Annotated in this window: 17 protein-coding genes; 9 read left to right on the top strand and 8 right to left on the bottom strand. The window is 36.9% G+C overall.

The features are described from left to right. The first annotated feature begins 6 nt into the window (after positions 1-6). Positions 7-1,419, top strand: a complete 1,413-nt coding sequence (locus MM213_RS16205) for an ATP-grasp domain-containing protein (protein WP_241413924.1) — start codon at positions 7-9, stop codon at positions 1,417-1,419. After that, positions 1,416-1,772, top strand: a complete 357-nt coding sequence (locus MM213_RS16200; protein ID WP_241413922.1) for a response regulator — start codon at positions 1,416-1,418, stop codon at positions 1,770-1,772. The genes MM213_RS16205 and MM213_RS16200 overlap by 4 nt, the downstream gene beginning before the upstream one ends. 77 nt (positions 1,773-1,849) lie before the next feature. On the opposite strand, the gene MM213_RS16195 is transcribed toward MM213_RS16200, so the two are convergent. Further along, on the bottom strand, positions 1,850-3,733 hold the full coding sequence (locus MM213_RS16195) for an amidophosphoribosyltransferase (RefSeq protein ID WP_241413920.1): 1,884 nt from the start codon (positions 3,731-3,733) through the stop codon (positions 1,850-1,852). A gap of 467 nt (positions 3,734-4,200) precedes the next feature. On the opposite strand from MM213_RS16195, the gene MM213_RS16190 reads away from it, so the two are divergent. Together MM213_RS16190 and MM213_RS16185 are read left to right on the top strand one after the other, a co-directional pair. Further along, entirely contained in the window at positions 4,201-4,536 is a 336-nt protein-coding gene (locus MM213_RS16190; RefSeq protein WP_241413918.1) for a hypothetical protein, read from the top strand. Between the two features lie 96 nt (positions 4,537-4,632). Next, positions 4,633-5,979 (top strand): sigma-54-dependent transcriptional regulator, encoded by a 1,347-nt coding sequence (locus tag MM213_RS16185; protein ID WP_241413916.1) that lies wholly within the window; start codon positions 4,633-4,635, stop codon positions 5,977-5,979. Position 5,980: 1 nt separating this feature from the next. Here MM213_RS16185 and MM213_RS16180 read toward each other — a convergent pair whose 3' ends face one another. From MM213_RS16180 to tsaD, 4 genes are all read right to left on the bottom strand, one after another. Beyond that, on the bottom strand, positions 5,981-8,473 hold the full coding sequence (locus MM213_RS16180; RefSeq protein ID WP_241413915.1) for an ATP-binding protein: 2,493 nt from the start codon (positions 8,471-8,473) through the stop codon (positions 5,981-5,983). A 52-nt stretch (positions 8,474-8,525) separates the two neighbouring features. After that, positions 8,526-9,032 carry an HNH endonuclease gene (locus MM213_RS16175; RefSeq protein ID WP_241413914.1) on the bottom strand — a complete coding sequence of 169 codons (507 nt, stop codon included), beginning with the start codon at positions 9,030-9,032 and terminating at the stop codon, positions 8,526-8,528. A gap of 53 nt (positions 9,033-9,085) precedes the next feature. After that, entirely contained in the window at positions 9,086-9,550 is a 465-nt protein-coding gene (smpB, locus tag MM213_RS16170) for an SsrA-binding protein (RefSeq protein ID WP_241275875.1), read from the bottom strand. Positions 9,551-10,036: 486 nt separating this feature from the next. Then, positions 10,037-11,041, bottom strand: coding sequence for a tRNA (adenosine(37)-N6)-threonylcarbamoyltransferase complex transferase subunit TsaD (gene tsaD / locus MM213_RS16165; protein WP_241413913.1), 1,005 nt, complete (start codon positions 11,039-11,041; stop codon positions 10,037-10,039). A gap of 60 nt (positions 11,042-11,101) precedes the next feature. On the opposite strand from tsaD, the gene MM213_RS16160 reads away from it, so the two are divergent. The 4 genes from MM213_RS16160 (at position 11,102) to MM213_RS16145 (ending at position 18,981) form a co-directional block, all read left to right on the top strand. Beyond that, positions 11,102-15,640, top strand: coding sequence for a translocation/assembly module TamB domain-containing protein (locus MM213_RS16160; protein ID WP_241413911.1), 4,539 nt, complete (start codon positions 11,102-11,104; stop codon positions 15,638-15,640). Positions 15,641-15,891: 251 nt separating this feature from the next. Then, positions 15,892-17,193, top strand: a complete 1,302-nt coding sequence (locus tag MM213_RS16155; RefSeq protein WP_241413909.1) for a cryptochrome/photolyase family protein — start codon at positions 15,892-15,894, stop codon at positions 17,191-17,193. Continuing rightward, positions 17,190-18,143: a Smr/MutS family protein gene (locus MM213_RS16150; RefSeq protein ID WP_241413908.1), complete on the top strand. Its 954-nt coding sequence runs from the start codon at positions 17,190-17,192 to the stop codon at positions 18,141-18,143. The genes MM213_RS16155 and MM213_RS16150 overlap by 4 nt, the downstream gene beginning before the upstream one ends. A 4-nt stretch (positions 18,144-18,147) precedes the next feature. Continuing rightward, positions 18,148-18,981: a hypothetical protein gene (locus MM213_RS16145; protein WP_241413907.1), complete on the top strand. Its 834-nt coding sequence runs from the start codon at positions 18,148-18,150 to the stop codon at positions 18,979-18,981. A 211-nt stretch (positions 18,982-19,192) separates the two neighbouring features. On the opposite strand, the gene MM213_RS16140 is transcribed toward MM213_RS16145, so the two are convergent. Continuing rightward, positions 19,193-20,338: a cystathionine gamma-synthase gene (locus tag MM213_RS16140; RefSeq protein WP_241413906.1), complete on the bottom strand. Its 1,146-nt coding sequence runs from the start codon at positions 20,336-20,338 to the stop codon at positions 19,193-19,195. A 142-nt stretch (positions 20,339-20,480) separates the two neighbouring features. Between MM213_RS16140 and MM213_RS16135 the strand changes: the two genes are divergently transcribed. Then, positions 20,481-21,203, top strand: coding sequence for a TVP38/TMEM64 family protein (locus MM213_RS16135; RefSeq protein ID WP_241413905.1), 723 nt, complete (start codon positions 20,481-20,483; stop codon positions 21,201-21,203). Positions 21,204-21,220: 17 nt separating this feature from the next. Here the strand turns inward: MM213_RS16135 and MM213_RS16130 are convergent, their stop codons facing one another. Then, on the bottom strand, positions 21,221-21,535 hold the full coding sequence (locus tag MM213_RS16130; RefSeq protein ID WP_241413904.1) for a helix-turn-helix domain-containing protein: 315 nt from the start codon (positions 21,533-21,535) through the stop codon (positions 21,221-21,223). Between the two features lie 79 nt (positions 21,536-21,614). Beyond that, positions 21,615-26,642 (bottom strand): putative type IX secretion system sortase PorU2, encoded by a 5,028-nt coding sequence (gene porU2 / locus MM213_RS16125; protein WP_241413903.1) that lies wholly within the window; start codon positions 26,640-26,642, stop codon positions 21,615-21,617. Position 26,643: the final 1 nt, after the last annotated feature.

Genomic DNA, 26,643 nt, shown 5'->3' with positions numbered 1-26,643 from the left:
AATTATATGAAATTATCAATTTCGAAAAACGTCCACTTAGTAGAACCAGGGGATTTTGAACCTACGGATCATTGGTATCCTAGAGTTTTGAATTCAAACATACATCCATTGGTTTCCTACTTTTTGAATCTTACGCACGAGCAGATGGTGGAGCGCTATCACAGACTTCATCCGCAAAGTGATCCTGATACAATCAAAAAAATCATGAGCTATCAGCCTCAATATTTCAGATGGGCAGGAACAGACTTGATGCATGTCACTAACCACGAAGGGAACAGAAAATTAACAGTAATTGAAACTAATAGCTGTCCATCTGGTCAAAAATCCATGCCACTACTTGATCTAAACGTAGAGCAAGGTGGATATAAGCGACTGATAGAAAAGACCTTTAAACCAATGGTAGATGCCTATCCTGAAAAAGGTTCACTTGCGGTAATCTATGATAAAAACCCGATGGAAAATATCGGTTATGCTGCCACTGTAGCAGATGTTTTTGGAGAGGATGTTTTCTTGGCAAAGTTTGACAAAGACGATCAAGATCCACCAGTCAAATTTGACGAAGGGAAAATGTATGTCCGAAATGAAGAGGAAAAATGGGTAGAAATAAGAGCGGCCTTCAGGTATGTAACCCAGGAACCATGGACAAGAATACCTGAAAATCCGAAAACCCTTCTTTTGAATCCAATTGAAGCATGTTTGGCTGGTGGCAGAAACAAGGAAGTCGCGAGTGCCGCCTATGATCGATTCAATGAAGAATTTAATGATAAAGGTATTAGTATATTTACCCCAGATACCTATAGAAAAGTGAAATATTCTGAATTGGATCATCACTTCGACCTTTTGGGGGGGAGTATGGTAATCAAAGTTCCCGATTCCAATGCAGGCCAAGGCGTATATACAATCGTCAGTAAAAAAGAACTGGAACATGCGAAATCTGAAATTGATCCAAATGATGAATATTTAGTGCAGCAATTGATTCATAGTAACTATAGCAAAGGTCTTGATCCAAACAAATCTTGGTATCATGTTGGTACCATTCCAGACAGCAAAGGAAGAAGCTTTGCATTTGACTTACGTCTGATGATGCATGCTACTGAAGAAGGAATGCGACCACTGGCTGTGTATTCAAGAAAGTCGAGATTCCCATTGAATAAGGAGTTACCTGAGGATATGAATTCATGGGAAGTATATGGTACAAACCTTTCTGTCAAGGGAGAAGATGGCTGGTCTTATGCCGATGAGAGACTGATGTTGTTTGATGTCAGGAATTTCGGTCAGCTCGGACTTGGCGTCGATGAACTGATCAAAGGATTTGTGCAAAGTACCATGGCCGTATATGCCATTGATCAAAATGCAATACAAACATTTGGTCAAAGAGAATCTATAAGTAATTTTACAACCTCAATCCAAAAATCATGAGTAATAAAATATTAATAGTCGAAGATGATGTTGTCTTTTGTAAACTCCTCACCAGATTCTTATCCAAAAACAATTTCCAAGTCATGGATGCTCAAAATGGTCGTGACGCATTAGAATTGATGGAATTGAATGATTTTGGATTTGCCATTCTCGATTACAGGCTACCTGATATGAACGGAATAGATATTTTGGAAAAATTAAAATCCATAAACCAAGGATCCAAAGTAGTGTTGATCACCAGGTATGGAGATCAAGATATCGCAACAGAGGCGATAGAAAAAGGAGCTGATGCATTTGTCTCCAAGCCTATCAATCCAGATGACCTCCTTAATGTCATCAATGGACTGAGGTAGAAAGAGATAGCTTAGACAACTTTAATAAACTAAGATAAAAAAAGAGAAGCTGATTTGGCTTCTCTTTTTTTATCTTATCAATAAGCCCTTTCGACTTTTCCTTCTATATAATTCACTAGTGCTCTATTCACTACACGCATTCCTCCAGGTGTAGGAAAATCCCCTGTGAAATACCAATCTCCCAGATGTTCAGGACAAGCTTTGTGCAAATTTTCTACTGTTTGATAGATGACTTTTACTTCTGCTTTGATATTATCAGAGGTAATGATTTCAGCTACTTTATCAGAAATTTGTTGGTCAGTAAATGGTTCGTACAATCCTTTTGCATAATTGACTTCCAAAACATTACCAGATTTTGCATCTTCATAAATTTGATCTATCAAATTTGACATGCCCTTGTCTTTAAGCAATTCCATTGTAGCTCTGAAGGCTATGAATTCTTTCATTTTTGACATGTCAATTCCATAGCAATCAGGAAATCTGATTTGTGGTGCTGATGAAACGATAACAATTCTTTTTGGATTCAATTTATCCAATGTGGTCAAGATACTTTTCTCAAGTGTAGTCCCTCTCACGATACTGTCATCAATGACTACCAAAGTGTCTATTCCCGATCTGACCACTTCATACGTCGTGTCATAAACATTGGCCACCATCGCATCCCTATCAGAGTCGTTGGTGATAAAAGTCCTCAGCTTAACATCCTTGCTAACCAGCTTTTCTACTCTTGGCCTAAAGTGCAAAAGCTCTTCCAAGTCCTCTAAATGCGGTTTGCCTTCCAACAAAACCTCTTTCCTTTTTGCACTCAAATAGTCCTCAATACCTTCAATCATTCCTAAAAAGGCTGTTTCTGCTGTATTTGGAATGTAAGAGAAAACTGTGTTTTTGAGATCAAAATCGATTGCTTTGAGAATCTGAGGTATCAACGCTTTTCCAAGCTGTTTCCTTTCTCTATAAATATCCGGGTCAGTACCTCTAGAAAAATAAATCCTTTCAAATGAACATGATTTTTTCTCCCTTGCAGGCATTATTTCATGTTCTCCAAAGCTACCATCTTTATTGATCACCAAAGCACAGCCGGGCTGAATCTCTTTGATTTCCTTGTAATCAATATCAAATGCTGATTTGATCGCGGGCTTTTCTGAAGCAACTACAACGATTTCATCATCTGCATAGTAATAAGCTGGTCTAATGCCAGTTGGGTCTCTAACTACGAAACTAGAGCCGTTACCTATTAGTCCTGCCATAGCATAGCCCCCATCAAAATCCCTACATGATCTTCTCAATATCCTAGCAACATCCAATTCATCTTCAATCACAGCTGTGATTTGTTCGTTGGTATACTCTTGCTTGTACTTATCAAAAATCCGTTGGTTTTCCTCATCAAGAAAATGACCGATTTTTTCCATCACTGTGACGGTATCAGTCTTCTCTTTAGGGTGCTGACCTAGCTCAACTAATCGACTGAACAACTCCTCCACATTGGTCATATTGAAATTTCCAGCCATGACAAGGTTTCTACTCCTCCAATTATTCTGCTTCAAAAATGGATGGCAAGTTTCAATACTATTCTCACCGTGTGTACCATATCTAAGGTGTCCTAGCCAAACTTCACCTGTGAATGCAACATTGTCTTTGAGCCAATTCGCATCATACAATGCTTGGTCACCACCAAGTTTCCTAGCCTTTTTGTATTTCTTTTGAATTTTATCAAAGATAAAATTCACAGCTTGCGGCTCAATAGATCTATATCTACTGATGTATCTAGTACCTGGTTTGGTGTCTATTTTTATATTGGCAATACCTGCCCCATCTTGTCCCCTATTGATTTGCTTTTGCATCAATACATAGAGACGATTGGTCACATAAGCAGGAGAACCATACTTATCAATATAATACTGAAGGGGTTTTCGGAGCCTGATTAAGGCTATCCCACATTCGTGTTTGATTTGATCACTCATTGGGTAGGGCGAAAGTTATATTTGAGCTCGCAAAGTTAGCTCTTTTTTGGAAGAATAAAGAAGCAAATTCATCTAGTAATCTAATCAATGATTTTTTCTTGCTCAAAGTTCACCGCTCAGGTAAAATAATCATACCCAATTTGTGAAAAATCAAGGACACAAATTGGGGAATTTTTCTACACTTCAGATTTGAATAGTGATATAAAATAACATTTAAAGCCTTTTTTGTCTTTGGCATTGTCTTTTCATATTGTATTATCAAATGAAAAGGATAATAACCATATCAGCTTTGTTCTTTCAATTTCTCTTAATTGCTGTTGCTTGTATCAATAGCTTCCAAAAAAAGAAATTTGATGACATTAGTTATTCGATAGAAACTTTCTATTCAAATGAACTGGAAAGCAGATTTTATAATCCTTGATCATTAATTATTGCTAATGTATAATTTTAACTAAACCAACAAAACAATGAAAACTCAATTTATTATTCCCGCATTATTATTCTTAGGAATGGCATCAGCACCAGTATTTGCTAACACAAATATTGCTGAGAAGGAAGCAATTCAAATCACTGCCCAAGAGCAAGAAAAAGTGAAAGTTGACCCTGAGAATCTGCCTGTTCTTGTAAAAGAGACAATTGCACAAGATACTGAGACAGCCAACCTTACCATCACTGAAGCATGGAAAAACACCAATGAAGAAGGAGCCATCTACTTCAAAGTGAAATTTGACAAAGCCGGTGAGGAGTGGGTAAAAAAATATGACGCCGACGGTAAAGAAATCAAAGAAACCACCAGCAAATAATATCAATTTTTTTAATTGGTATTGAATATAAGGTATTGGATTTTTTCCAATACCTTTATTTTTTTGTTAGCTTGTATGATAATTTAGCGCTTTTAAATGAAAAACATATTACTTGTCGAAGACGACCTGACTTATTCCAGAATTATTCAAAACTTTTTGGAGAAGAATGATTTTAAGGTTTTCTCTTGTACAAAACTGATTGATGTTGATTATAATTTAAGAACCAATGACATCCATCTTGTCATCACTGATTTTAGATTGCCTGACGGAACGGGTCTTCAGGTTCTTAAGAAAGTGAAAGAGCAGGTCAAAGGTTCGGAAGTAATCTTAATCACAAACTATTCTGATATAAGAATCGCTGTGAAAGCCATGAAAATGGGAGCTTTCGAATATATAACCAAACCAATAAATCCAGATGAGTTGCTTGTTACAGTCAGAGAAGCTTTGAGCGGTGAGGAAAAAGAATCACCTAAAGACAAGACAAAAAAGACAATAATCATCGACGATTATATTATTGGGAATAGCCTTGAAGCAAAAAAAATTGAGCAACATATCAATCTGGTAGCACCTACAGAACTGAGTGTGATCGTACTTGGAGAAACGGGCACAGGGAAGGAATATATTTCCAAAAGAATCCATCAAAAATCGAATAGAAGCGAACATCCATTTATTGCCATTGATTGCGGAGCTTTGTCAAAAGAGTTGGCTGGAAGTGAATTGTTTGGACATGTGAAAGGAGCATTTACTGGAGCCTCTGACAGTAGAGTTGGACATTTTGAAACTGCTAAAGGAGGTACTATTTTTTTGGACGAAATCGGAAATTTGGAATATGACATCCAAATCAAATTATTGCGGGCAATCCAAGAGCGGAAAATAAGGAGAATTGGGGGAACTCAAGAGATAGAAATAGATGTACGGATCATTGCTGCTACGAATGAGACATTAATAGAACAGTCAAGTGACGGTAAATTCAGGGAAGACTTATACCACAGATTAAATGAATTTTCTTTGACAGCACTTCCGCTTAGAGATAGAAAAGAAGATTTGATGGTTTTTGCAAATCAATTTTTACATGGAAGCAATCTTAGATTAAACAAAAGTATTCAAGGGTTCTCAGATGAGGTCATCGCTATTTTCAACCAATACTCCTGGCCTGGGAATTTGAGGGAGATGAAGAATATTATCCGAAGGGCTGTTCTTTTGAGCCAAACTGACTCAATTCAATCTGATGTAATTCCCGACGAATTGAAAAACTTTGAGAAAATTGAGAAAGTCGAAGAAGAAATTGAAATTGATAACAAAGGAGATATAGCCTCTCAAGAAAGGGATTTGATAGAAAAGACTTTGATAGAAGTCAAATACAATAAATCTAAAGCTGCTAAGATCCTTGGGATTGACAGAAAAACTCTCTACAACAAGATAAACAAATACGGATTGGAATAAATCAACTTGAAGTTTCCAATGATTCTTCCAGTTTTGCCAAAACCTTTTGAATCTGTGGTATTAGTTCCTCTACCTTCTCAATAACATTTTCCACATTTCCATCTTTGATGGCTACTTCTATGTCCTTTGCACGTCCAGAGGCATCTGCTTTAATCTGACCTAGCCTGCTCGATAGTTGGTGGGTAATTTCCCTGATTTGTGCGTAATCCTCGCTCTGACAGGCTGATTTTAGATTTGTGATATCTTTTGCAGTACTTTCCAAATAATCAGAAATCACCTCTGAGAGCAATTCTTCATCACCCATACAAAATCTCTTCAAATCAGTCAAATCGATTGTCACAGTTGATTCAGTTTTACTATTTTGTTGTGTGTTCTTCTTTAAAACCTTCTTCAATTTCAAAATCTCACCTACTCGATCAATGATTTTATCCTCATCAAATGGCTTGAGCAATATGGCATCAAACCCAGAATTGATTATTTCTTTTTGCTCATTGGCAAAGACATTTGCAGTCATTGCAAGTATTTTGGAGTCATTAATTTTGAATCTATTTTTGATCAAATCCAAGACTTGTACCCCACTTACTTCAGGCATCTGAATATCAATAAATGCCAAATCAAAAGGCCAAGACTTATAATTATCTCTAAATTCAACTCCTCCATTGTACACCAAAACTTCAGCACCATTCCCTTCCAATATCAATTTGATAAGCTTGAGACCGATTTTATCATCATCTACCACCAAGATTTTAATCCCTTCCAGGGAATATTTATGTGTGGATTCTTCCAACATCTCTATTTCAGATGCTTCTTCAAATTGAACAGGCAACAGAATTTCAATTCTTGTACCTTTTTGAAGTTCGCTTTCTACCTTTATTTCCCCTGATTGAAGATCTACTAACTTTTTGACTATGGAAAGACCCAACCCAGTACCTCCAAATCTTCTTGTAATCGAAGAGTCACCTTGATTGAATTCATTGAATACATTTTCTATCTGATCCTCTCCCATTCCTATCCCTGTATCTTCTACCAGAATAGAAAGCTTTTCATCGTGAATACTAAGATTAACATTTACAGATCCTTCGGATGTGAATTTAATGGCGTTTGAAATTAAATTATTCAAAATCTGATTGATCCTAAGCTCATCCCCAACTATCCACTTATCCTTTGGTAAATCTATATTCCAATTGAAATCTATATTTTTTTCCTCAGCCTTGAAACTAAAAAAACTTTTGATCGCCAAAAACAATTTCCTTCCATCAAAGGCTTTGCTCTCAATTTCAATTTTTCCTGCTTCCAATTTGGAGAAGTCCAAAATATCATTGACTACCCCCATAAGTGTCTTGGAAGCAAAGCCAATCATCTTTATAAAATCCTGCTGATCTGTGTTTAAATTAGATTTTTCCAATTCTTTTTGGAAACCTTGGATAGCATGAAGCGGATTTCTTATTTCATGACTCATATTAGCCAAAAAATCCTGTTTGGCCTTGGCTAGATTTTCAGAGTACTTTTTGGCTTCCTCTAATTTCTCGTTGTAGGTTTTTGCTTTTTTTACTTCTTTCAGTATACTAAAAACAAATCCAAGTGAACCTATCACGCCCAAAAACACCAAACCTCCCAAAACTATAGAAACAGTATAGGTTAAACTATAGGCAGATTCATTTTGGGACCTTGATTCTACAAGCAGGTTCATTTGTATATTGCTGATAAGATTCTGGATTTCTGAAAAAACCTCGGCATTTTTTAATTGCAAATTCGCTTCTAAGTTGACAAAATTATCCCTGAGCTGTTGTTCATCTTTATATAGATCGGTCATTAGCTTTTTCATTGCTACTAGAATTGAGTCTGATTCCGATTTTTTTGAGTTTTTATCTCCACTTTTTGATTGAATGGAAGCTTCGATCTCTTCTACTAACTGCGACCATTCTTCACTAGTATCAAAATCTGTGTTGACATCTCTCACCTTCTTTAGACTATCCAAGTTACCAAAAAGATCTCTTCTCTTGATCTTATCCAAAAAGTCCATTTTTGAAGACTGCTCTTGTCTTTGAAGTTTTATTTCTATGCTTTTGAGTGCTTGCTCGCTAAAATTCCTATTGGTAAGTCTATACCTCACTTCCTCCAGCCCGGCATAGGAAACCAGCAATTCTTGAATATTGATGTTGATCTTCTCGAAACTTTCTATCTCAGAATCATGATCAGCGGACTCTTTTAGCGATGCCAATCGCTTGACCAACCTGTCGTAAGCCTCATTGAAAACTGAGTCTTTGTCGGAAGTTCTATTGGCTTTGGACATGTCCAACAAATAGACATCGGCCATGAGACCATTAAGTTGTCTTAACTTCTCATTCGGTTCGGAAAGATTCTCTACTGTTTCCAGTAGATTCTTGATACTGATGTAAGTGACTACACTTACAGTAAGTACCAAAAGTGAAGCCAGAATAAAACCTAGGACTACTTTTGAACTTAATTGAAATATATCTGAATTTTTGAACAAGGCTTTGATTTTTTTCTTGCTTTGAAGTCAATAACCATTCCAAACAGGTCTATCAAAACGCTTTTACTCCTAAAAAAGGAAGCCATTCCTCTGCTTTTCTTTCAGCATACTCTGCCAAGAAAAAAGATAGGCTTGGTTTGAAGGGTTGGGTTCTCAATACTAAGCCGGTTTGTTCGGGAGTTTTGTCTCCTTTGATCACATTACATCTATGGCAGGCTGTGATAAGATTATACCAATTGGTTTTTCCTCCTTTGGATCGAGGCACTACGTGGTCTATGGTTAAGTTCTTCTTCGATCCGCAGTATTGGCATTCTCCCCCATCACGTTTGAAAAGATTATTTCTATTCAACAAGACGCCTTTGAATGGGATATTTTTGTATTCATTGAGTCTAATGACGGCAGGATAGCGAAAAATACGATCTACAGTCCGAATGGAAAAGGAATCATAAAAAGACAAACAACTAACTTTTTCCAAAAAAATAAGGGTCATGGCTTTTTGAGCCGTGACTACCGCTACTGGAGAATGGTCTAAATTCAATACCAACACACGCTTTTCCATAATCAGTCAATTATTCTAAACTGACTAAAAAACATGCTGTCGAATTGAAATGTTTAATAAGCCAGTTTACTAAGTTCTCTTTTAAGATCTTTTTCTTTGATATCTTGCCTTTTGTCATGAAGTTTTTTACCTCTACCCAAAGCAATTTCCATTTTTGCTAAACCCTTGTCGTTGATAAATATACGAACAGGAATTATAGAAAGTCCTTTCTCCGCAAATTTGGTTTCTAATTTATCAAGTTCTTTTTTGCTAAGCAAAAGTTTACGCTCTCTTACTGCGTCATGATTATAGCTAGCAGCCATGATATATGGTGCTATATGCATTTGTCTGATGAAAAGTTCGCCACTTCTAAAAAAACAATAAGCCTCCGTCAGAGACACCTTACCTTCTCTGATTGACTTGATTTCAGTACCTCGTAAGACCAATCCAGCAACAAATTTCTCTACAAACTCAAATTCATGGCTTGCTTTCTTATTTTTGATGTTGATGATTTTATCAAACTTTAATTTTTTGTTCATATTTGGTTTAGTATTTTATTTAGAAGAATTCAAAACAATTAAATTTTGGTCTTTCTTCTGATAATCTCAATGTGCATGAATTAGGCCAAATCCCTTCCTTTAATTGAGCTAGAATTGAAAGTTTTTTTATTAACCTTCCAATTTATTCAATTCTTGCTCTTATTCTTCGGCAAATCCCATTAAAAGCAATCAATTCAGCATTTACTTAAACTGCAGCCTTTAGTTGCGATATTTTAACTTTATTTTTCAAGGTACTTAACTACGATTTATACTCGTTGGTTAATTCCATTTTTTATACATTTTATATGATACAAGCTTCTTTGCTAGCAGCTTCAATCTATGGTTTGATTGCTCGCTTTAGTTCAATAACTAGGAGAATCAAATATCGATTATTATCGGATTTAAGCTAAATCAGGCCTTTCTTTAGTTAGAAGCAAAGTTCCGTATATCTTTGATTTCTTATATAAAACATCCTCAAACAAACCCCTATATCTTCATCCTAGCCTCTGGGCTGACATCAAATCCACAGAATTCACTTTTTTGATATTTGTAATGTGCAGCCATTGCGATCATTGCGGCATTGTCGGTGCAATATTCGAATTTTGGAATATAGACTTGCCATCCATATTGATTGGATAGGTTTTCCAATTCTTTTCTCAAACCTGAATTTGCAGAAACTCCTCCAGCAATAGCGATTTCTTTTATTTTATACTGTTTGGCAGCTTTTTTTAGCTTTTGCATCAGTGTTTTGATCAAAGTATGTTGAATCGAAGCACAAATATCAGCCAAATTTTCTTCCACAAATTTTGGGTTTTCTTTCAAATTATCTCTCAAGAAATAAAGAACAGCTGTTTTTATTCCACTAAAAGAAAAGGTAAGTCCTGGCATGTCTGATATTGGAAATTGAAATGCAGTTGGATTACCTTCTTTGGCATATTTATCCAAAATCGGCCCTCCAGGATAAGGCAAGCCCATCAGTTTGGCAGTTTTGTCAAAAGCCTCTCCTACTGCATCATCCATAGTTTCCCCAACTACTTCCATATCTAGGTGATCACGCACCAGTACAAGTTGTGTATGCCCCCCACTCACAGTCAAGCAAATGAAGGGAAAATTTGGTTTTGGCTCATCAATAAAATGTGCCAAGATATGCGCTTCCATGTGATTGATCGCAATCAAGGGAATACCCAAAGCATATGCAAATGACTTGGCGAAAGACACACCTACCATCAAAGAGCCCATCAAACCTGGCCCTTTTGTAAATGCAATAGCAGATAATTCATTTTTATTGATACCAGAACTCGAAATTGCTTCGTTTACTACAGGAATTAAATGCTGCTGATGTGCTCTGGAGGCCAATTCAGGAACTACTCCACCATATTTTTCGTGAACCGATTGCGTGGCGACAATATTATTAAGTATTTTGCCATTTGATATTATAGAAGCCGATGTTTCATCACATGATGATTCTATGGCTAGAATATTTACATTCATTGTACAACCCCTTTGGAAAAGAAGTCGAAAGTTACGGAAAAAATACTGAAAGCCTTAAAAATGCTCCTCAGGATAGTACTTTTCCTAATTTTGGGATTGTTACTTTTTGTACTTGCTTTACAAATCCCTTCTGTACAAACACGGGTCACAAGATTACTTACCAATTATATTACTGAAAATACTGGGTTTGATACATCAATAGAGCAGGTAAAAATCCGGTGGTGGGATGCTGTCAGCCTCAAAGATGTCACTATCTACGATCAGCAGGATAGTTTAATGATCAATTTAGAGGAAGTCTATATCGACTTCTCAGTAAAAGGACTTTTGGATAGAGAAAACCCAAGTCTTGACCAAATCAAACTAATCAATGGCAACGTTCGAATAATTGGTCATGAAGGAGCTGAAAACCTGAATATTTCAGAGTTCTTCAATCAAGTCAACGGCTTGATTCCCAAATCAGGCTCAGAAACAACTAAAGCAAATGTGAAATTCAGTATTGGCAATATCTTTTTGGAAGAAACCTCACTTGATATCATCAACTATGCTGCAATTCCCGTGACGGGCGGTTTTGATTACAACAAACTTAGATTTAGGGACTTATTGGCAGATGCTGATGACTTTTATACTTTCGAAGGAGAAATCGGCTTTCAGACAAATTTCCTAAAAGGCATAGAAATCACTTCGGGCATTGTAATACAACAGTTGCAAACAAAATTCACCTATGCTCCCACTTTTATGGAGTTTGATGATTTGTTTTTGAGATCAAATGAAACTGAAATCAAAGATTACTTAAAATTCAGCTTTGAGTCAGTAAGAGCCTTGTCAAACTTCAATGAGGAAGTTCAAATCGAAGCAAGACTGAATGAATCTAGATTGAATATTAAAGATTTACAGTATTTCTCTGATCAAATCCCCAATTTTGAAGATAGGATCACGCTGAGTGGTGATATTGTTGGTCAAGTCAATGATTTGGCTTCTGATCAACTTTTGATAAGGTTTGGACAGCGAAGTGCACTTTTTGGGAAGTTTGATATCCAAGGACTTCCTGATGTCAATAACACATTTTTCAAAATGTCTTTGCTTAACTCTATCTTGAGCAGTGAAGATTTGTCCCCCTATATAAGTCAAGAGGCACGAAGCGAGGTCGATAAATTTCGAGATATTCGATTTGACACTGACTTTTCTGGTTACCTAACCAACTTTACTGCAAATGGAAACTTCAGAACTGGAATAGGCCAAATAATCGGAAGGTTGAATTACAAACTTTCTAACAGACAACCTACATACAATGGTAGGGTAGAATTGCGAGATTTGGATTTAGGAATTCTTTTGGAGGACAGGGAAAATTTTCAAAAAGTTAGCCTAACCGGTCAAATTAGAGGGACAGGACTGACGTTGGAAAGTGCACTTTTACAAGTCGATGCAAATATCAAAAGAGTGGGAATTAATAATTACAATTATTCCAATATCATAAGCAATGCAACTTATGGTAAAGATCTTTTTAGCGGAAAATTAAATGTAAATGACCCGAATCTCAAGGCAAAATTTGATGGGGTTTTGGACTTGAGAGACAACAAAGATTCAATTAGACTTAATGTACAAGTTGACACGGCTTACCTTAAAGAATTGAATATACTTGACAAAGAAATATTTGTGAGTGGAAAGGTAAATATGGATACTAAAGGCGTGACTTTGGATGACATCGAGGGAATCGCAAGGTTCAGTGATATCAATCTGAGTTATGAAGGCCGAAATGTGTATGTTGATAATTTCTTTTTCCAATCCCTATTTACAGATGATTCAAGGTTGGTTTCTCTAAATTCTGACTATTTGGTAGCAGGAATTTCAGGAAAATTCAAAGTCAAAGAGTTGATCCAAGATGTAGAAACACTGAGTAAGCAATATTGGGCTATACTTACCAACTCCAAACAACCACAGTTTACAAAACACCAACTTGAATTTGAACCTTACAATATTGATATCAATCTTAACTTTATTGACATCAACCCAATAATAAATTTGGTAGAGCCCAAAGCATCTATTTCAAAAAACACAATCATTGAAGGGGCTTTTTATCAAACACCTACAAATACCATTTTTAATTTTTATTCCAGTATAGACTCCATTTATTATAATGGGAATTTCCTTTTTGACACAAATCTCGATTTCAACACCTCCAAATTAACAAACAGCCAAGAGGTATTGGCTTCATTTTATATTCTATCGAAACAGCAGGTTTTAGGGAATGGGTTGACATTCAACAATCTTGGAATAGAAGCTATTTGGGATAAATCAAAAATCGATTTGACTTACAACCAAGACCAATTGAGCACAGAGAGTTATTTTAATCTAAGTTCAGAAATCAAAATTTTCCCTGATCACACATCTGTAGTCTTAGCGCCTTCGAGGCTTAAGATTTTGGATAAAATATGGAGTTTTGATCCTGAAAATCAAATAAATATTGCCAATAACAAGGTTGAGTTTGACAATATCAAATTGATCAATGAAAACCAATTTATTTCCCTGAATGGAAATATATCACCTGATCCAGAACAGATTTTGGCACTTCAAATCAAAGATGTCAATATGGATTTCTTCAATACATTGAGCATCAAAGAATTTGAAGGAACAGCAAATGGATTGTTTGCTTTCAGCGATCTTTTTGGAGTTTTTGGAGTCAATGGAAATTTGAATATCAATGATTTCGAGATCAATAATTTCCTTGTTGGGGATATAGATGCTGCTACCTACCTCTCAGACAATAAGATCAACCTTGAGCTAAATAATTTCAAAGAAGGAAAAAAAGTCATCAGCCTCAATGGGTTTCTCAATAACCAAAATGAAGAATTGTCTCTCAAAGCCGAAATGCGAGAGACAAACCTATCAATCCTGGAGCCATTTCTCTCTGATTACCTCACCCAGATGGGAGGAACTATAAGCGGTGACCTCGATATAGGCGGCAGTATCACAAAACCTATAGTGATAGGTAGCGGAAGAATCAATGGAGGCACCTTGAAAATCAACTACCTCAACACCTTTTATACTATAGATGGCAACATCGTTTTTGGAGCTAATGAGATTAGTTTCAGAGAACTTCTTCTTAAGGATATCAATAGCAACATTGCCAGAATGCGTGGTGGAATCTCACATGATAATTTCAATGACTTTATCTTGGACATTTCTTCAAACTTGGAAAACTTCCAAGTATTGAATACTTCTGCTAGAGATAATGATCTATTCTATGGTTCTGCTTACGTCACAGGCACACTGAACATTTTTGGGGCTGCCAATAACCTTGACATCAACGCCCGTGCGACATCCCAACCAAATACGCGGATTTTTATCCCCTTTGGCTCTAGCAACATTCAGGCACAAGAAGATTTTATCAATATTATCAATATCAGAGACACTACCAGAACTCAGTCTTTTGAAGAATCCGTAGAAAAGCTAGCGATCAACAATGTGAGAATGAACTTTGTATTGGATGTCACGCCTGATGCTTATACAGAAATCCAGATAGATCCGAGAACAGGTGAGAATATCCAAGGAAGAGGTCGTGGTGTATTGACATTGAATATTGATACGCAGGGAAATTTCTCCATGTCCGGCAATTACGAGATTACAGAAGCTAAATATAATTTTTCTCTATACAATATTATCAAAAGGGAATTTGTAGTGCAGCCAGGTGGAAGGATATCTTGGTTTGGAGATCCTTATGAAGGAGTGATGGATCTGCGTGCAACGTATCAAGAAAGTGTCTCACTTCAAAATCTTCAGACCGGAAACACAACAGGTTCGGAACTTGAGGATCCACAGCTAAGGAGAAGATGGCCTCTGAAAGTAATCATGGATTTGAAAGGAAATATTTTGAGTCCTGATATTGGGTTCGATTTTGATTTCACTGAATTTCCCGAAGGAAATATCCAAACCTATATATCCGCCTTCAAAAACAGAATTGCCAATGACGAACAAGAAAAGAATAGACAAGTCTTTTCAGTAATAATGATGAGGTCATTTTCTCCAGAAGGACAATTTAGCGGGGTAAGTAATATAGCAAGTTCCAACCTTAGCCAATTGCTTTCCTCACAATTAAACAGCTTCATTTCACAAGTGGATCAAAACCTCGAAGTTGACATTGACTTGGCAACGTTGGATCAAAGTGCCCTCGAAACATTCCAATTGAGAGTAGCTTACACCTTTTTGGATGGCAGGTTGAGAGTGACAAGAGATGGAGGTTTTACAGATTTGCAGGGAAATGCAGATATTAATAGCATTGCCGGAGATTGGCAGGCAGAGTATTTGCTCACCCAAGATGGAAGGTATCGCTTGAGGATCTACAATAGGAATAATTTCAACACATTTACTTCCCTATCCTTGTCAAGAAATGTGGCAACCTACGGCATTTCTGTATCACAGAATTTAGCTTTCAATACCTTTACGGAATTATTTCAAAGAATCACCAAGAAGAAAAATGAAAAATTGAGGATCAATGATACCGATGATTTCTTGCGGTATCAGTTTGAAAATGAACAAAATTGGAAAAACATTCCTTTGGAAAACCTTGAAGAGAAAATAAAAGAGAAATTAGATAATAAATAACCTCTTTCTATAATATCTAAAATGTATATACGGAATGACACCAGTGATTTAAGAAGAGAATTCTCTTTTATTCATTTCAATCCACAAGAGGCGGACAAGTTATTAATTGATTTTAGATATTGATAGATATTGATCTAAAGCAAACATTAATACTAGAATTATAATCTACTGGTAAAGTAGAGTATAATGATAATATCCAATAAACATTTTTTGCGAAGAAGCTATTAATGGAATAGACAAAAAGTAAAACTATGAAAAAGATTAGCATATTTTGGTTTAGAAGAGACCTTAGGCTTGAAGACAATACAGGTTTGTATTATGCTTTGGAGCAAGAGAAAAATGTATTGCCCCTATTTATTTTTGACAAAAATATTCTTGATAAGCTAGAGGACAAAGAAGATGCAAGGTTATCTTTTATCCACAGTGAAGTATCCAAATTATCAAAACAACTACAAAAATCAGGTTCTGATATCTTAGCCAAATATGGAACTCCGGAAGAAGTATATGAGGAGTTGATGGAAACTTACGATATTCAAAATATATATACCAACAGGGATTATGAACCTTATGCAAAAGAAAGGGATAATAAAATAAAATCCCTCGTTAAAAGCAAGAAAATCCAGTTTTTGGACTTCAAAGACCAGGTTATTTTCGAAAAGGAAGAAATCTTGAATGGCAGCGGAGAATATTACAAAGTGTTCACCCCATACAGTAAGATATGGTTGGACAAATTCAAAAAGTCTAAACCTCAACTCCTTTCTATTGAAGATTTCAAGGATAATTTATTCAAGACAAAGCCATTTTCTATCCCAACTTTGAAAGAAATGGGATTTGAGGAAAGTGATATAAAAATTCCAGCATTGGAAATTGACAAGCCTTTGATCCAGAAGTACGATCAAACAAGAAATTTTCCTGCGATCAATGGCACAAGCAGATTGGGGATTCATTTGAGATTTGGTACTATAAGCGTACGAAAATTGGCTTTGGAAGCAGCAGAACTCAATGACACTTATCTGAATGAATTGATATGGAGAGAATTTTACATGATGATACTTTATCACAATCCTCAAGTCGTAGATAAAGCCTTCAAACCACAATACGACCATATTCCATGGAGAAATTCCGAAGAAGATTTTCAAAAATGGTGTGATGGTAAAACCGGCTACCCGATTGTGGATGCAGGAATGCGGGAATTAAACACCACCGGATATATGCATAATAGGGTGAGAATGATTGTCGCCAGTTTCTTGACAAAACACCTTTTGATAGATTGGAGATGGGGTGAAGCATATTTTGCAAAGAAGTTGTTGGATTTTGAGCTATCTTCGAACAATGGTGGCTGGCAGTGGGCTGCAGGAACAGGTACAGATGCCCAGCCATATTTCAGGGTTTTCAATCCTGAATCACAAACAGGAAAGTTTGATAAAGAACTGAAATACATCAAAAAATGGGTTCCTGAATATGGAACAAATGACTATCCCAAACCGATGGTTGACCATAAATTTGCTCGGGAAAGAGCAATAGAAACATACAAAAAAGCATTGAATTCATGAATATAGGAGACAGAGTGAGATTGCTTCACGGCAATGAAGAAGGGGTAATTACCAAAATTTCAACTGCGGGAAGAATTGAAATCGAAATTGAAGACGGATTTAGAATTCCCGCAATGAAAAATGAAGTAGTTGTGATTTCTGCTTCAGAAAGACAATATTTTGGTGATGGCATCAAAGAGGAAAAACCGACCAGTTTTTCTTCCAAGTCCAATGATCTAGACCAAAATGACGGAGTGTATCTGGCATACCTTCCCATCAATGACAAAGACCATAGCATCTACTTGGTCAATCCAAGCTCTAGAAATTATCTGATGATGGTATCAGAAGTGTTTGGAGACAATAGCAGAACATTAGTTTCGGGAGAACTCAGTGCTAAGGGGAGTAAGAAGATCGGTGAAAAATCCATTTCAGATTTTGAAGATTGGCCTACTTTACTTTGTCAATTTTTCCCAATTCATCAAAAAATAGAAAGAACACAACCTTCATTTGAAAGAAGAATAAAGTTCAAAGCAACTTCATTCTTCAAAAGTAAAGGCAAAGCTCCTGTTTTGGATAAAAATGGCTACATTTTTAAACTTTCCGAAAACACAAAGGATATCGATGTCAAGCAGCTCAATGAAGAGTTAAAAAAAGACACTGCTGTCGAAATCACCACAAAATTCCCCAAACCTGAGAAAAGCATTGACTTACATATAGAAAAGCTCACCAAGGACTTTCAATTTCTTAGTAACAATGAAATGCTGAAACTCCAAATGGATACTTTTGAGCGAAATCTTAATTATGCCATTGCACATGGAATGGACGAAATCACATTTATCCATGGAATAGGAAATGGAGTTCTTAAAAAAGAAATCCACAAATATCTAAGCCAATTAGGAAATATTAAGTACTTTCAAGATACCCAAAAGAACCGATTCGGATACGGTGCTACTTTAGTTAGAATTTCATAAATCAATGGAAGGCAAGATTTCTCCAATTTTCAGGTTATTTGATTCGCATTTTGAAGATGCAAAGACAGCTTTTTTAGCTTTGGGAAAGCAGTATAAAGGCAAGAAAGCTATTGAGTTAGAGCAGAAGTTGATCTTCATGGAAATTTATATTGAATTGGTTTCCAAGATCCATTTCGAGGAAAAGAAGCTTAAATTTGAGATTTTTGAACCTTTCAAGGAAATATTCAAGGGGCTAAAAAAAACCAAACATCTCAAATTTGTCCTTCAAGAATTGGATCAAATCAAAAACAAAAAAAATCTTACTTTCAACACCTACGAGAAATTCTTGTTGGAAGAAAAAAAAGAACATTACAACAAGATGTATGACTTGATAGTCTCTACTCCTTTGAAAAAATGGGAAAAGCTCTATTCAGATGTTCATAGACATAGCTTAGGACTCAAGCCTCTGATGGTAAATACAGCTACTACCCAGATTATCAACGAGGAATTGGAATTCTTCAACTTGGACAATCAATTAAAACCAGACAACAAAGCACTCAAGGATATTTATGAAGGACTACGAGTAGTCACTGCTTTGGAAAACATTAGGATTGATTCTGGTTTCAACCCAATTTTCATCAGAGAAGTCCATGTAAAAATGAATACCCTTCAACAAACCTTGTTGTCATGGTACCAAAATCAGCTTTTGACACAGCATTTGATATATTTCTTTGGAGATAAAGAAGAAATTTCTAAAAAGTACAAAGACCTTTTGGCTGACTTGAAACAAAACAAAAAGAAGTTAACTGCTACTGTTCAAAGCCAATGCAAATATCTGTTTGATAGAATATTAAATTAAAGGTATTTCAAAGCAAAAGCCTGTCAAATTTATACTTGACAGGCTTTTTTTGTTTTTATTAATCAACCGCAAACTTCAGATCACTCCTTGGTCTGTGTCCCACAGATCAATCCTTAAAACCAAGCCTTAAGGAATAGAAAATACGGCTTGCGCTCAGTCGGTAATTGATGAATCGGTAGATTTGAAATTTTCGATTCCTATATCGGGATAATTAAATCATTTCCAAAGCCTTCTTCAGATCTTCTTTAAGATCTTCAGCATCTTCAATCCCTACACTTAGTCGGATCAAAGAATCTACCAAACCAACCTTTTCTCGCTCTTCTTTTGGGATACTTGCATGAGTCATTGAGGCAGGATGCCCGCAAAGAGACTCTACACCCCCAAGAGATTCTGCCAGCGCAAAGTAATGTAAGTTTTCAAGGACTTTTCTGGCATCTTCAATTTTGTTGCCCTTCAAAGTAAAGGAGATCATTCCACCAAAATCCCTCATCTGCTTTTTAGCTATGTGATAGTTTGGATGATTCTCAAATCCTGGCCAGTATACCTTATCAACTTTAGGATGATTTTTCAAAAAGGCAGCAATAGTTTTTCCATTTTGGCAATGTCTCTCCATTCTGATATGGAGCGTCTTGATCCCTCTAAGTACCAAGAAGCAATCCTGTGGACCTGGAGTCGCGCCACATGCATTTTGGATAAATGCCAACTTATCAGCAAGCTCATCATCATTAACTATAATCGCTCCCATCACCACGTCAGAGTGTCCACCCAAATATTTTGTAACAGAATGCATGACTATATCTGCTCCCAAGTCCAATGGATTTTGTAGGAATGGTGTAGCAAAAGTATTGTCAACAGCAAAAAGGATTTGATGCTTCTTGGCTACCTCAGCTATAGCCTCAATGTCAATGATATTCATCATTGGATTGGTGGGAGTTTCTGCCCAGATGAGTTTTGTATTTTCATTGATGTAATTGCTGATCGAAGCAGGATCATCCATGTTTACAAAGTGGAATTTGATTCCATATCTTTCAAAAACTTTGGTAAATATTCTGTACGAACCTCCATAAAGGTCATTTGTACTGATCACTTCATCACCTGGATTGAGCATTTTGATTATAGCATCTATCGCCCCTAGGCCAGAAGAAAAACACAAACCATGTTTGCCATTTTCCAAAGCTGCAAGGTTGTTTTGCAAGGCAGTTCTGGTAGGATTATGGGTTCTTGAGTATTCATATCCCTTATGATCGCCAGGAGAGCGTTGCACATAAGTTGAAGTCTGATAAATCGGAGTCATTATGGCTCCTGTAGATGGATCCGGCTCTACGCCAGCATGTATTGCTTTGGTACCAAATTTCATAGTTAATTCTATTTTTAATTTCTTTATCAAGTTAATACTTCAACAAGATTCTTGCATAAGAATTCCAAAACATGCTACATAATTTGCTTTTCAGAAAAAAGCCACCTGTAAAAGCTATATTTTGGATTAACTTTGCCCAAAGATGGAAAAAAAGGCAGGCTTTTTCAAGGATATAAGATTAATCGGAAAGAATAATCCAGCAGTGGCTATAGCGCTCTTGTGGGTAAGTATTATCCCATCAGTTTGTAGCTTGGTTTTAGTACCTCTTGCAGTCCAAAACAGTCAATTTCTTGAGCAAATTGATTTTTCGAATGTACTTGATATCTTGATGTATGTTTTTGGAGGAATGCTTTTGATGGGGTTGGCATTGATGCCCACTACCCTTTTTGCAGGATTATCTGGATTTCTATTTGGGTGGCAAGCATTTATTTGGGTGATTGTAGGATATTCTTTGGCCACATTGCTTGGATATTTATGGGGAAAAAGACTTGGAAAAGACAGTTTGGATTTGATCTTGGACAAATACCCCAAAGCCAGAGATCTGATTCGACAAAAGGAAAAAAAAGTAGGAGAACTTATATTCTTCGTGCGATTGAGTCCAGTTATTCCATTTGCCTTATCCAATTTATTGTTTGCTCTGCTCAAAAGTGGGTGGAAAAAACTGATAATTTTTGGGCTTTTTGGAATGCTTCCTAGAACAATGCTGGTATTCTTCACTGGAACTATTGCCTCTGATATTTACAGTGCCATTCAGCAAGATGGAATTAGTGGAAAAGGTTGGATTTTTATCGCTTTACTGGTTTTAAGTGGCTGGGGGATTTGGAGGTTTTTTCAAAGAAATGGAAAAGATAAATTTGAGCTTTAAATTAATCTCTTTAATCATCACCATGCAATTTTCACATTACTATTTAACAGTTCAACATTGAAGTTAACTTTAGCTTTTGATGCACTGAAAACTCTCAAAATAGTATCTACAGTCACATTGGTCGTGTTATTTTCCAATTTTGAAATTTGAGCTCTCTGTACTCCTATTAGTTTTCCAAGCTCTTCCTGAGTCATATTTCTTTCAAGACGAACTTTTTTAATTAAGCCACCTAAAATCTCCATTTGAAGCTCTTGGTCATAGAGTGTTCTTTGTAATGTCCCTACTTGAACAATAAACTCATCTTTGATTTGGTCTAATGAGTATTTTTCCAATTCTTTTTATTTTTCATTTCTGTATTTTTTAGCTCAAAGTATTTTAATCTAATTCTTTCTGCCTTTTTCTATTTCTCAATCACCTCAAAAGATACATTTTCCCATACCCTTGCTTAAACCCTTTATCTCCTGCTGTGGCCCTAGGTTCTACAAATTGCCCCTCTTTCCTTACAAGAACTCTGTAGATATATACTCCATTTGCCAATTGATCACCAAACTCATCCCTTCCATCCCAGGCAAAATCAGTAATATTATTTCCGATCCTGATCGGTCCCAATTCATCTTGCAATATTTCCCTTACCACTCTTCCAGTGACAGTCATGATCTGGATTTTGATCTGATCAGGCACTTCCGAACCCGTCACTGTAAATACAAATCGCGTACTTGTACTGAATGGATTTGGATATGGGTAGAAGTTGGTAATCGTCGATTCATTGACTACCTCAAAACTCACTTCATAAGGCTTATCAACTCCCAACTCATCTGTAGTCACCCTGAAAGTATAAATTCCGTCCTCCAGTGGCCCAGGTTGCAACTCAATTCTGAAACTGCTATTCTCAGTAGCCGGTGACCATGAGATTTTTGGGCTGGAGAAATTCTTTCTTTCAAATTGACATCCTTCACATTGCTTCTTGAGAAACAGTTCCAACCCCAAAGTGTCTTTCTTGAGCAGAAGTGTCTTTTCATTTTTCAACAAAGTATTTATCAGAACTGTTGGTGAGACAATATCCCCATCCATGATGTAGGTGCCATCAAAACTCACATCCAATATAGCATTGGTATTGTCAGGGATCACATTGATGTGGTCTATCAAGTCAACCACATTGTTCCTAAATGTCTGCTCCATGATGATTCTTGGGTTGGCAAACACCTCCACATTGACATTCCCTCCACGGCCGATGGATTCGAAATCAAGATCAAATTCAAAACTCTCTCCAGCCTTGATTGCCGGGATTTTCATTTCAAATTTCTCGATTTTTCTTTGGGAAGTATTGTTGAAAGTCCATTGAACTGTGATAGAATCCAGGTAATCATATTTTGAAACATTCAAAAACTCAAATTTCAAATTGGTGTCTTCACCTTCCTGAAGCGTAATCTTACTTTCTCGACCCTTGTAAACCAAAACCCCTTCTGGCACTCCAGTATAGTTCACTTGCCACTTATTGAGTTGTGCCGGAGCTGTCGACTCTGCATCATCCATTGCAAACCTCAAGCGCAAATATGGAAATTGGACTGGATTGATGCTATTCAAATCAATCTCTCCTTCCCTGACATTGGAAAAAAGAACACTTTCCCCACCATTTTCCATTATCCCAATGATGTCGAAATTTGTCAATTCATCATTGATCCAATCTCTTGATTTGACATCATTGAAATATCTTTTCCACTCAGAAGAAGGACCAATCCTTGGTGTAATTATACTTCCTGATGTAAAATATCCCGTGACTTCTGATTCAAATTCGATGATTTGCTGATTAGGCTCCACTTCCAAATCCTTGGAACCCACTATTTCTATTGCTTCACCTGGACGCATTCCTTTTCTACCATGCAAGATATAAGGCTCTCCATTCTTGAGATTTCTCAAAGTGGCTTCATTTGCACCGACTTCCCTCAGCTTGGCGAAAATCACATCTCTCCACTGCTCATAGTTCACACTTCCAACGGAGAAAATGGTAACGTAGTCACCTTCTGGAAGTCCATCGATATAATCTATCAAAATATTCTGATTAGGGTCAGAAAGCCAAGAGTTTCTGATACTTTGGATCACTTGAGGCACTCTTCCGCAACTCCTCCCATCCAGAATATCAAAACCTGGGATCGGAATCACCAGATAAGGCGTCAAAGATCTTTGTTCGAAGGCCACTAATCCAAGAGATCCGTTAGGACAAAGCCGTGTATTTGCATTGTTGACATTATCTATAATTTGGGGAATTCCTCCCAAATAGAACTGGGTATTTCTGAAAGTCAAACTATCTGCGTCAACCCCAAATGTAAAGACTCCAAAATCCAATTTTGTATCTTCATATTTCCATTCTCTTTTGGTTGGATCTATTTCTAGATTCTCCATACTGTTTTTCTCCAACTGAGGCAATACACGCTGAGTCCATCCATCTGGACCATTTTGAATATACGAGAAACTAGAACTTACCCAATCATCGCTTTCCCCGACCCTCGGATTGAGGTATTTTGATCTCCAGTAGAAAGTTATCGAATCTGTACTGGCAATATTTTCAAAAAGATCCAATTCCCAATTAAACAAATTGGATGTAGTCACCCTCCGTTCTCTCCTCCGTGCAGAAGTGAAATCGGCAGCCGTGTCTATTTGTATTATCAATGTTCTGTCTTCTACCGAACTTCCGGGAATTTGCGTGATTAACGATACATTTCTGTTATTCACAATACCAAAATCAAATGGAAGTATATTCAAAGTCCCACTCAATGGGATAAACTGTGTTGTTGTAATGGAGTTATTGGCATAAGTCAATTCTTCTGCTGTTCTTGATCTATTTACTTCAATAGTGAAAAGATTATCCCCAAATGCCTGAACAGCTGAATTTGGAATGGTAAAATAGATTGTATCTCTTCGATCAATAGGCGCAAGCATCAGCGGTTCATATTGGATGTTTGTACCATCAGGAAGTCTTCTGGAAACCCTAAAATCGATAGAATCAAAATCAACTCTGCCCAAATTCCTGAGAACCACAGAAAGCTGCAATGAATCTGAAAGTGCATTGAATGGCTCTCCATCAAAGCTCCCAAGCGTAACTTCTTCAGAATTCAAAGCATAATCTGGTCTATTTGCCGGAAACATTCGAATAGCTGGGTCTCCCAGCATAATCAGCTGCTCCGCATGTGCTCTATTGACTTCTGAGGTTCCAAATCTTTCATAAAACAATTTTTCAACTTCTCTCCTGACAATTCCGATAGGCTGGTGAATCATCGAAGAATCAGAAAATGCCTTTGCATAAAATGATTCACTGTATCTTCTCAAATATATATCGACTCCAATATTGGCATGCGCCATAAAGTTTGTACTTCCCTTTCTAGGAGTAAGCACCCAATCTTCTCCAAATGTGAATGCATTGCCAAAAGCATTGCCTGCATCACAACCATTCAGTAATAACATTGGGTATTTACCTTGATTATTGTAAGCCATGGTAGGGTCAGAAGCAAATCCTATTTCAATGTCCAAAACTGTAGGCGCTCCATGCCCAAAGAAAGTAATCAGACTTGCTCCCTTATTTACATCACCAGAAATGTCTATCAATTCCACCGTAGAATTCGACCTTTTTCTATAGGTTTTTACATTTCCACCAAGGAAAGGACCCTCGGCAATGTTTTTGAATCCATTCAAAAAATTAAAATAACGTTCCAACTCAAAAGCTGAAACTCCACCACTAAGATGGATGATTTCCTTCTGCCAAGGTTCCGATACGCCCAAGGCATCCTTTTCTTTGGCTTTTTCAAGATAATCAGCAACCTGTTGGGGAGTCCTTGCAGGAATTCTACCAACTGCAACAGCAGAAACAAATGGATTTGCAGGATCCAACCCAATAGCGTAATTACTGTCAGCATAAGGATACCCTGCCGGAGGAACCATGTCTTGAAACTGGAAAATAGATGGTCTGTTACGATAAAAATAACTCACTGAATTTTCCCTTGCAGTGCTAAAAATCCCTGTAGATCTTCCAACCAAAAACAGAAAATCAGGTTTGTGCAAAGGGTAATAAGCCCTTAAAAATTCATGTATGGCTAGTGGTGTTTTTTCTCCAAAAGAAAATTGATCATACAATTCATCTACATTGACCACCAAAGTATCATATGAACCTCCTGAAGGTGATGCCCTATGTGCTGCATAAGCAGTGACTGGATCACCGTAACTAGCAGTAGGTCTTCTCAAAGCACGATTTGTGACGATAATAAAATCAGCAGCTTGATCGAGTAAATTCCTAAATCTAACTGGACGCATCACATTGACCTCTACGATATTCAACTGATTCTCAAGCAAGATTTTGCTTGCTTGCTCAGCAATTCCTGCCTGCAATCTGATTTGATTTCCTGTTTTACTTATTGGAATTCTTATAGGATTCACAGGATCTGAAATTTCATGGGCAATATATTCAGAAACCACACTACTGATTTCCAATTCACTTTCTCCTGATGGAACAATCACTAATTCCTTTGAAAGGTCCCTATTGGCTACATTTTTTGAATAAACCAACCTTACATAAGCCAAAGAAACATTGTCTGGATTTGTAGGCGCATTGGATTGAAATTGTACTGTGATGCTTCCATCTGAATTAAAGTCAGTTCCCAACACAGGCACTTCCACATGAATTGCTTCATAATTTTTGTATTGAAAACTCCCAGCATTTCTTAGACTAGCTGCATTTACCCCTACCCTCACTACTGTCAAATGCGGAGATTCAGACCTTCCTGTGAGTCCGATTTCCAATTTGGCACTTAGTCCAGCACTTACCTGACCGAGGCCATTGAAGGTGATATTTCTGGGAGTTTCTTTTACAATAGGTGTTGACATCCATCCTTGCCCTTCTTCAAACTCCGAAAGTCTAGAACTTGGGAAGTATGTCGGGCCCAAATTATATTGATCAGAAAAAATCTCAATAACTTCTGTTTCATAATTGGAAATCTTCTGAAGAGATCCATCTGAAGTTTGCCTAGAGTTCATCCTCTTTCCTCTCACTCCTGGTGTGACAGTAAAGAAAAAAGCTGTGGAATCATTGTGGGTATTGAACATCGTATTCCCCACATGAGATGGATCTTTATAGAATTTGGCATCCAATGTCCCATCATTTCTTTTTCCATAAAACTCTACAAAATCATTTTGGTCAAACCTCCCATTGTTCTCGCCTTGCACATGAATCGCAACTTCCTCTCCCCTATGATACATCCTGATATCTCTAGGATCGAGACCATTGACATTGATACCAGAAGCAGAAAGCGTCGTAAAGGTAATTCGGTGAATACCTTCCTGCGCAGTGTAAATCCTATGATAGGTATTGTTATAATTGATCCAATTGTTCTGAGCGTAAGCTCCAGAAAGACAAGAAAACAAAAGAACGATATATGCAATTTTGATCTTCATT

The organism is Belliella alkalica (assembly GCF_022549785.1).
Taxonomy (GTDB): Bacteria; Bacteroidota; Bacteroidia; order Cytophagales; family Cyclobacteriaceae; genus Belliella; species Belliella alkalica.
Note: the sequence above shows the minus strand (reverse complement) of the source record. Positions and strands in the feature narration are given on the sequence as shown.

Bases quoted from the DNA above. Each gene is read 5' to 3' on its own strand.
- MM213_RS16205 (WP_241413924.1), top strand. From the start codon at position 7: ATGAAATTATCAATTTCGAAAAACGTCCACTTAGTAGAACCAGGGGAT.
- MM213_RS16200 (WP_241413922.1), top strand. From the start codon at position 1,416: ATGAGTAATAAAATATTAATAGTCGAAGATGATGTTGTCTTTTGTAAA.
- MM213_RS16195 (WP_241413920.1), bottom strand. From the start codon at position 3,733: ATGAGTGATCAAATCAAACACGAATGTGGGATAGCCTTAATCAGGCTC.
- MM213_RS16190 (WP_241413918.1), top strand. From the start codon at position 4,201: ATGAAAACTCAATTTATTATTCCCGCATTATTATTCTTAGGAATGGCA.
- MM213_RS16185 (WP_241413916.1), top strand. From the start codon at position 4,633: ATGAAAAACATATTACTTGTCGAAGACGACCTGACTTATTCCAGAATT.
- MM213_RS16175 (WP_241413914.1), bottom strand. From the start codon at position 9,032: ATGGAAAAGCGTGTGTTGGTATTGAATTTAGACCATTCTCCAGTAGCG.
- smpB (WP_241275875.1), bottom strand. From the start codon at position 9,550: ATGAACAAAAAATTAAAGTTTGATAAAATCATCAACATCAAAAATAAG.
- tsaD (WP_241413913.1), bottom strand. From the start codon at position 11,041: ATGAATGTAAATATTCTAGCCATAGAATCATCATGTGATGAAACATCG.
- MM213_RS16160 (WP_241413911.1), top strand. From the start codon at position 11,102: ATGCTCCTCAGGATAGTACTTTTCCTAATTTTGGGATTGTTACTTTTT.
- MM213_RS16155 (WP_241413909.1), top strand. From the start codon at position 15,892: ATGAAAAAGATTAGCATATTTTGGTTTAGAAGAGACCTTAGGCTTGAA.
- MM213_RS16150 (WP_241413908.1), top strand. From the start codon at position 17,190: ATGAATATAGGAGACAGAGTGAGATTGCTTCACGGCAATGAAGAAGGG.
- MM213_RS16145 (WP_241413907.1), top strand. From the start codon at position 18,148: ATGGAAGGCAAGATTTCTCCAATTTTCAGGTTATTTGATTCGCATTTT.
- MM213_RS16140 (WP_241413906.1), bottom strand. From the start codon at position 20,338: ATGAAATTTGGTACCAAAGCAATACATGCTGGCGTAGAGCCGGATCCA.
- MM213_RS16135 (WP_241413905.1), top strand. From the start codon at position 20,481: ATGGAAAAAAAGGCAGGCTTTTTCAAGGATATAAGATTAATCGGAAAG.
- porU2 (WP_241413903.1), bottom strand. From the start codon at position 26,642: ATGAAGATCAAAATTGCATATATCGTTCTTTTGTTTTCTTGTCTTTCT.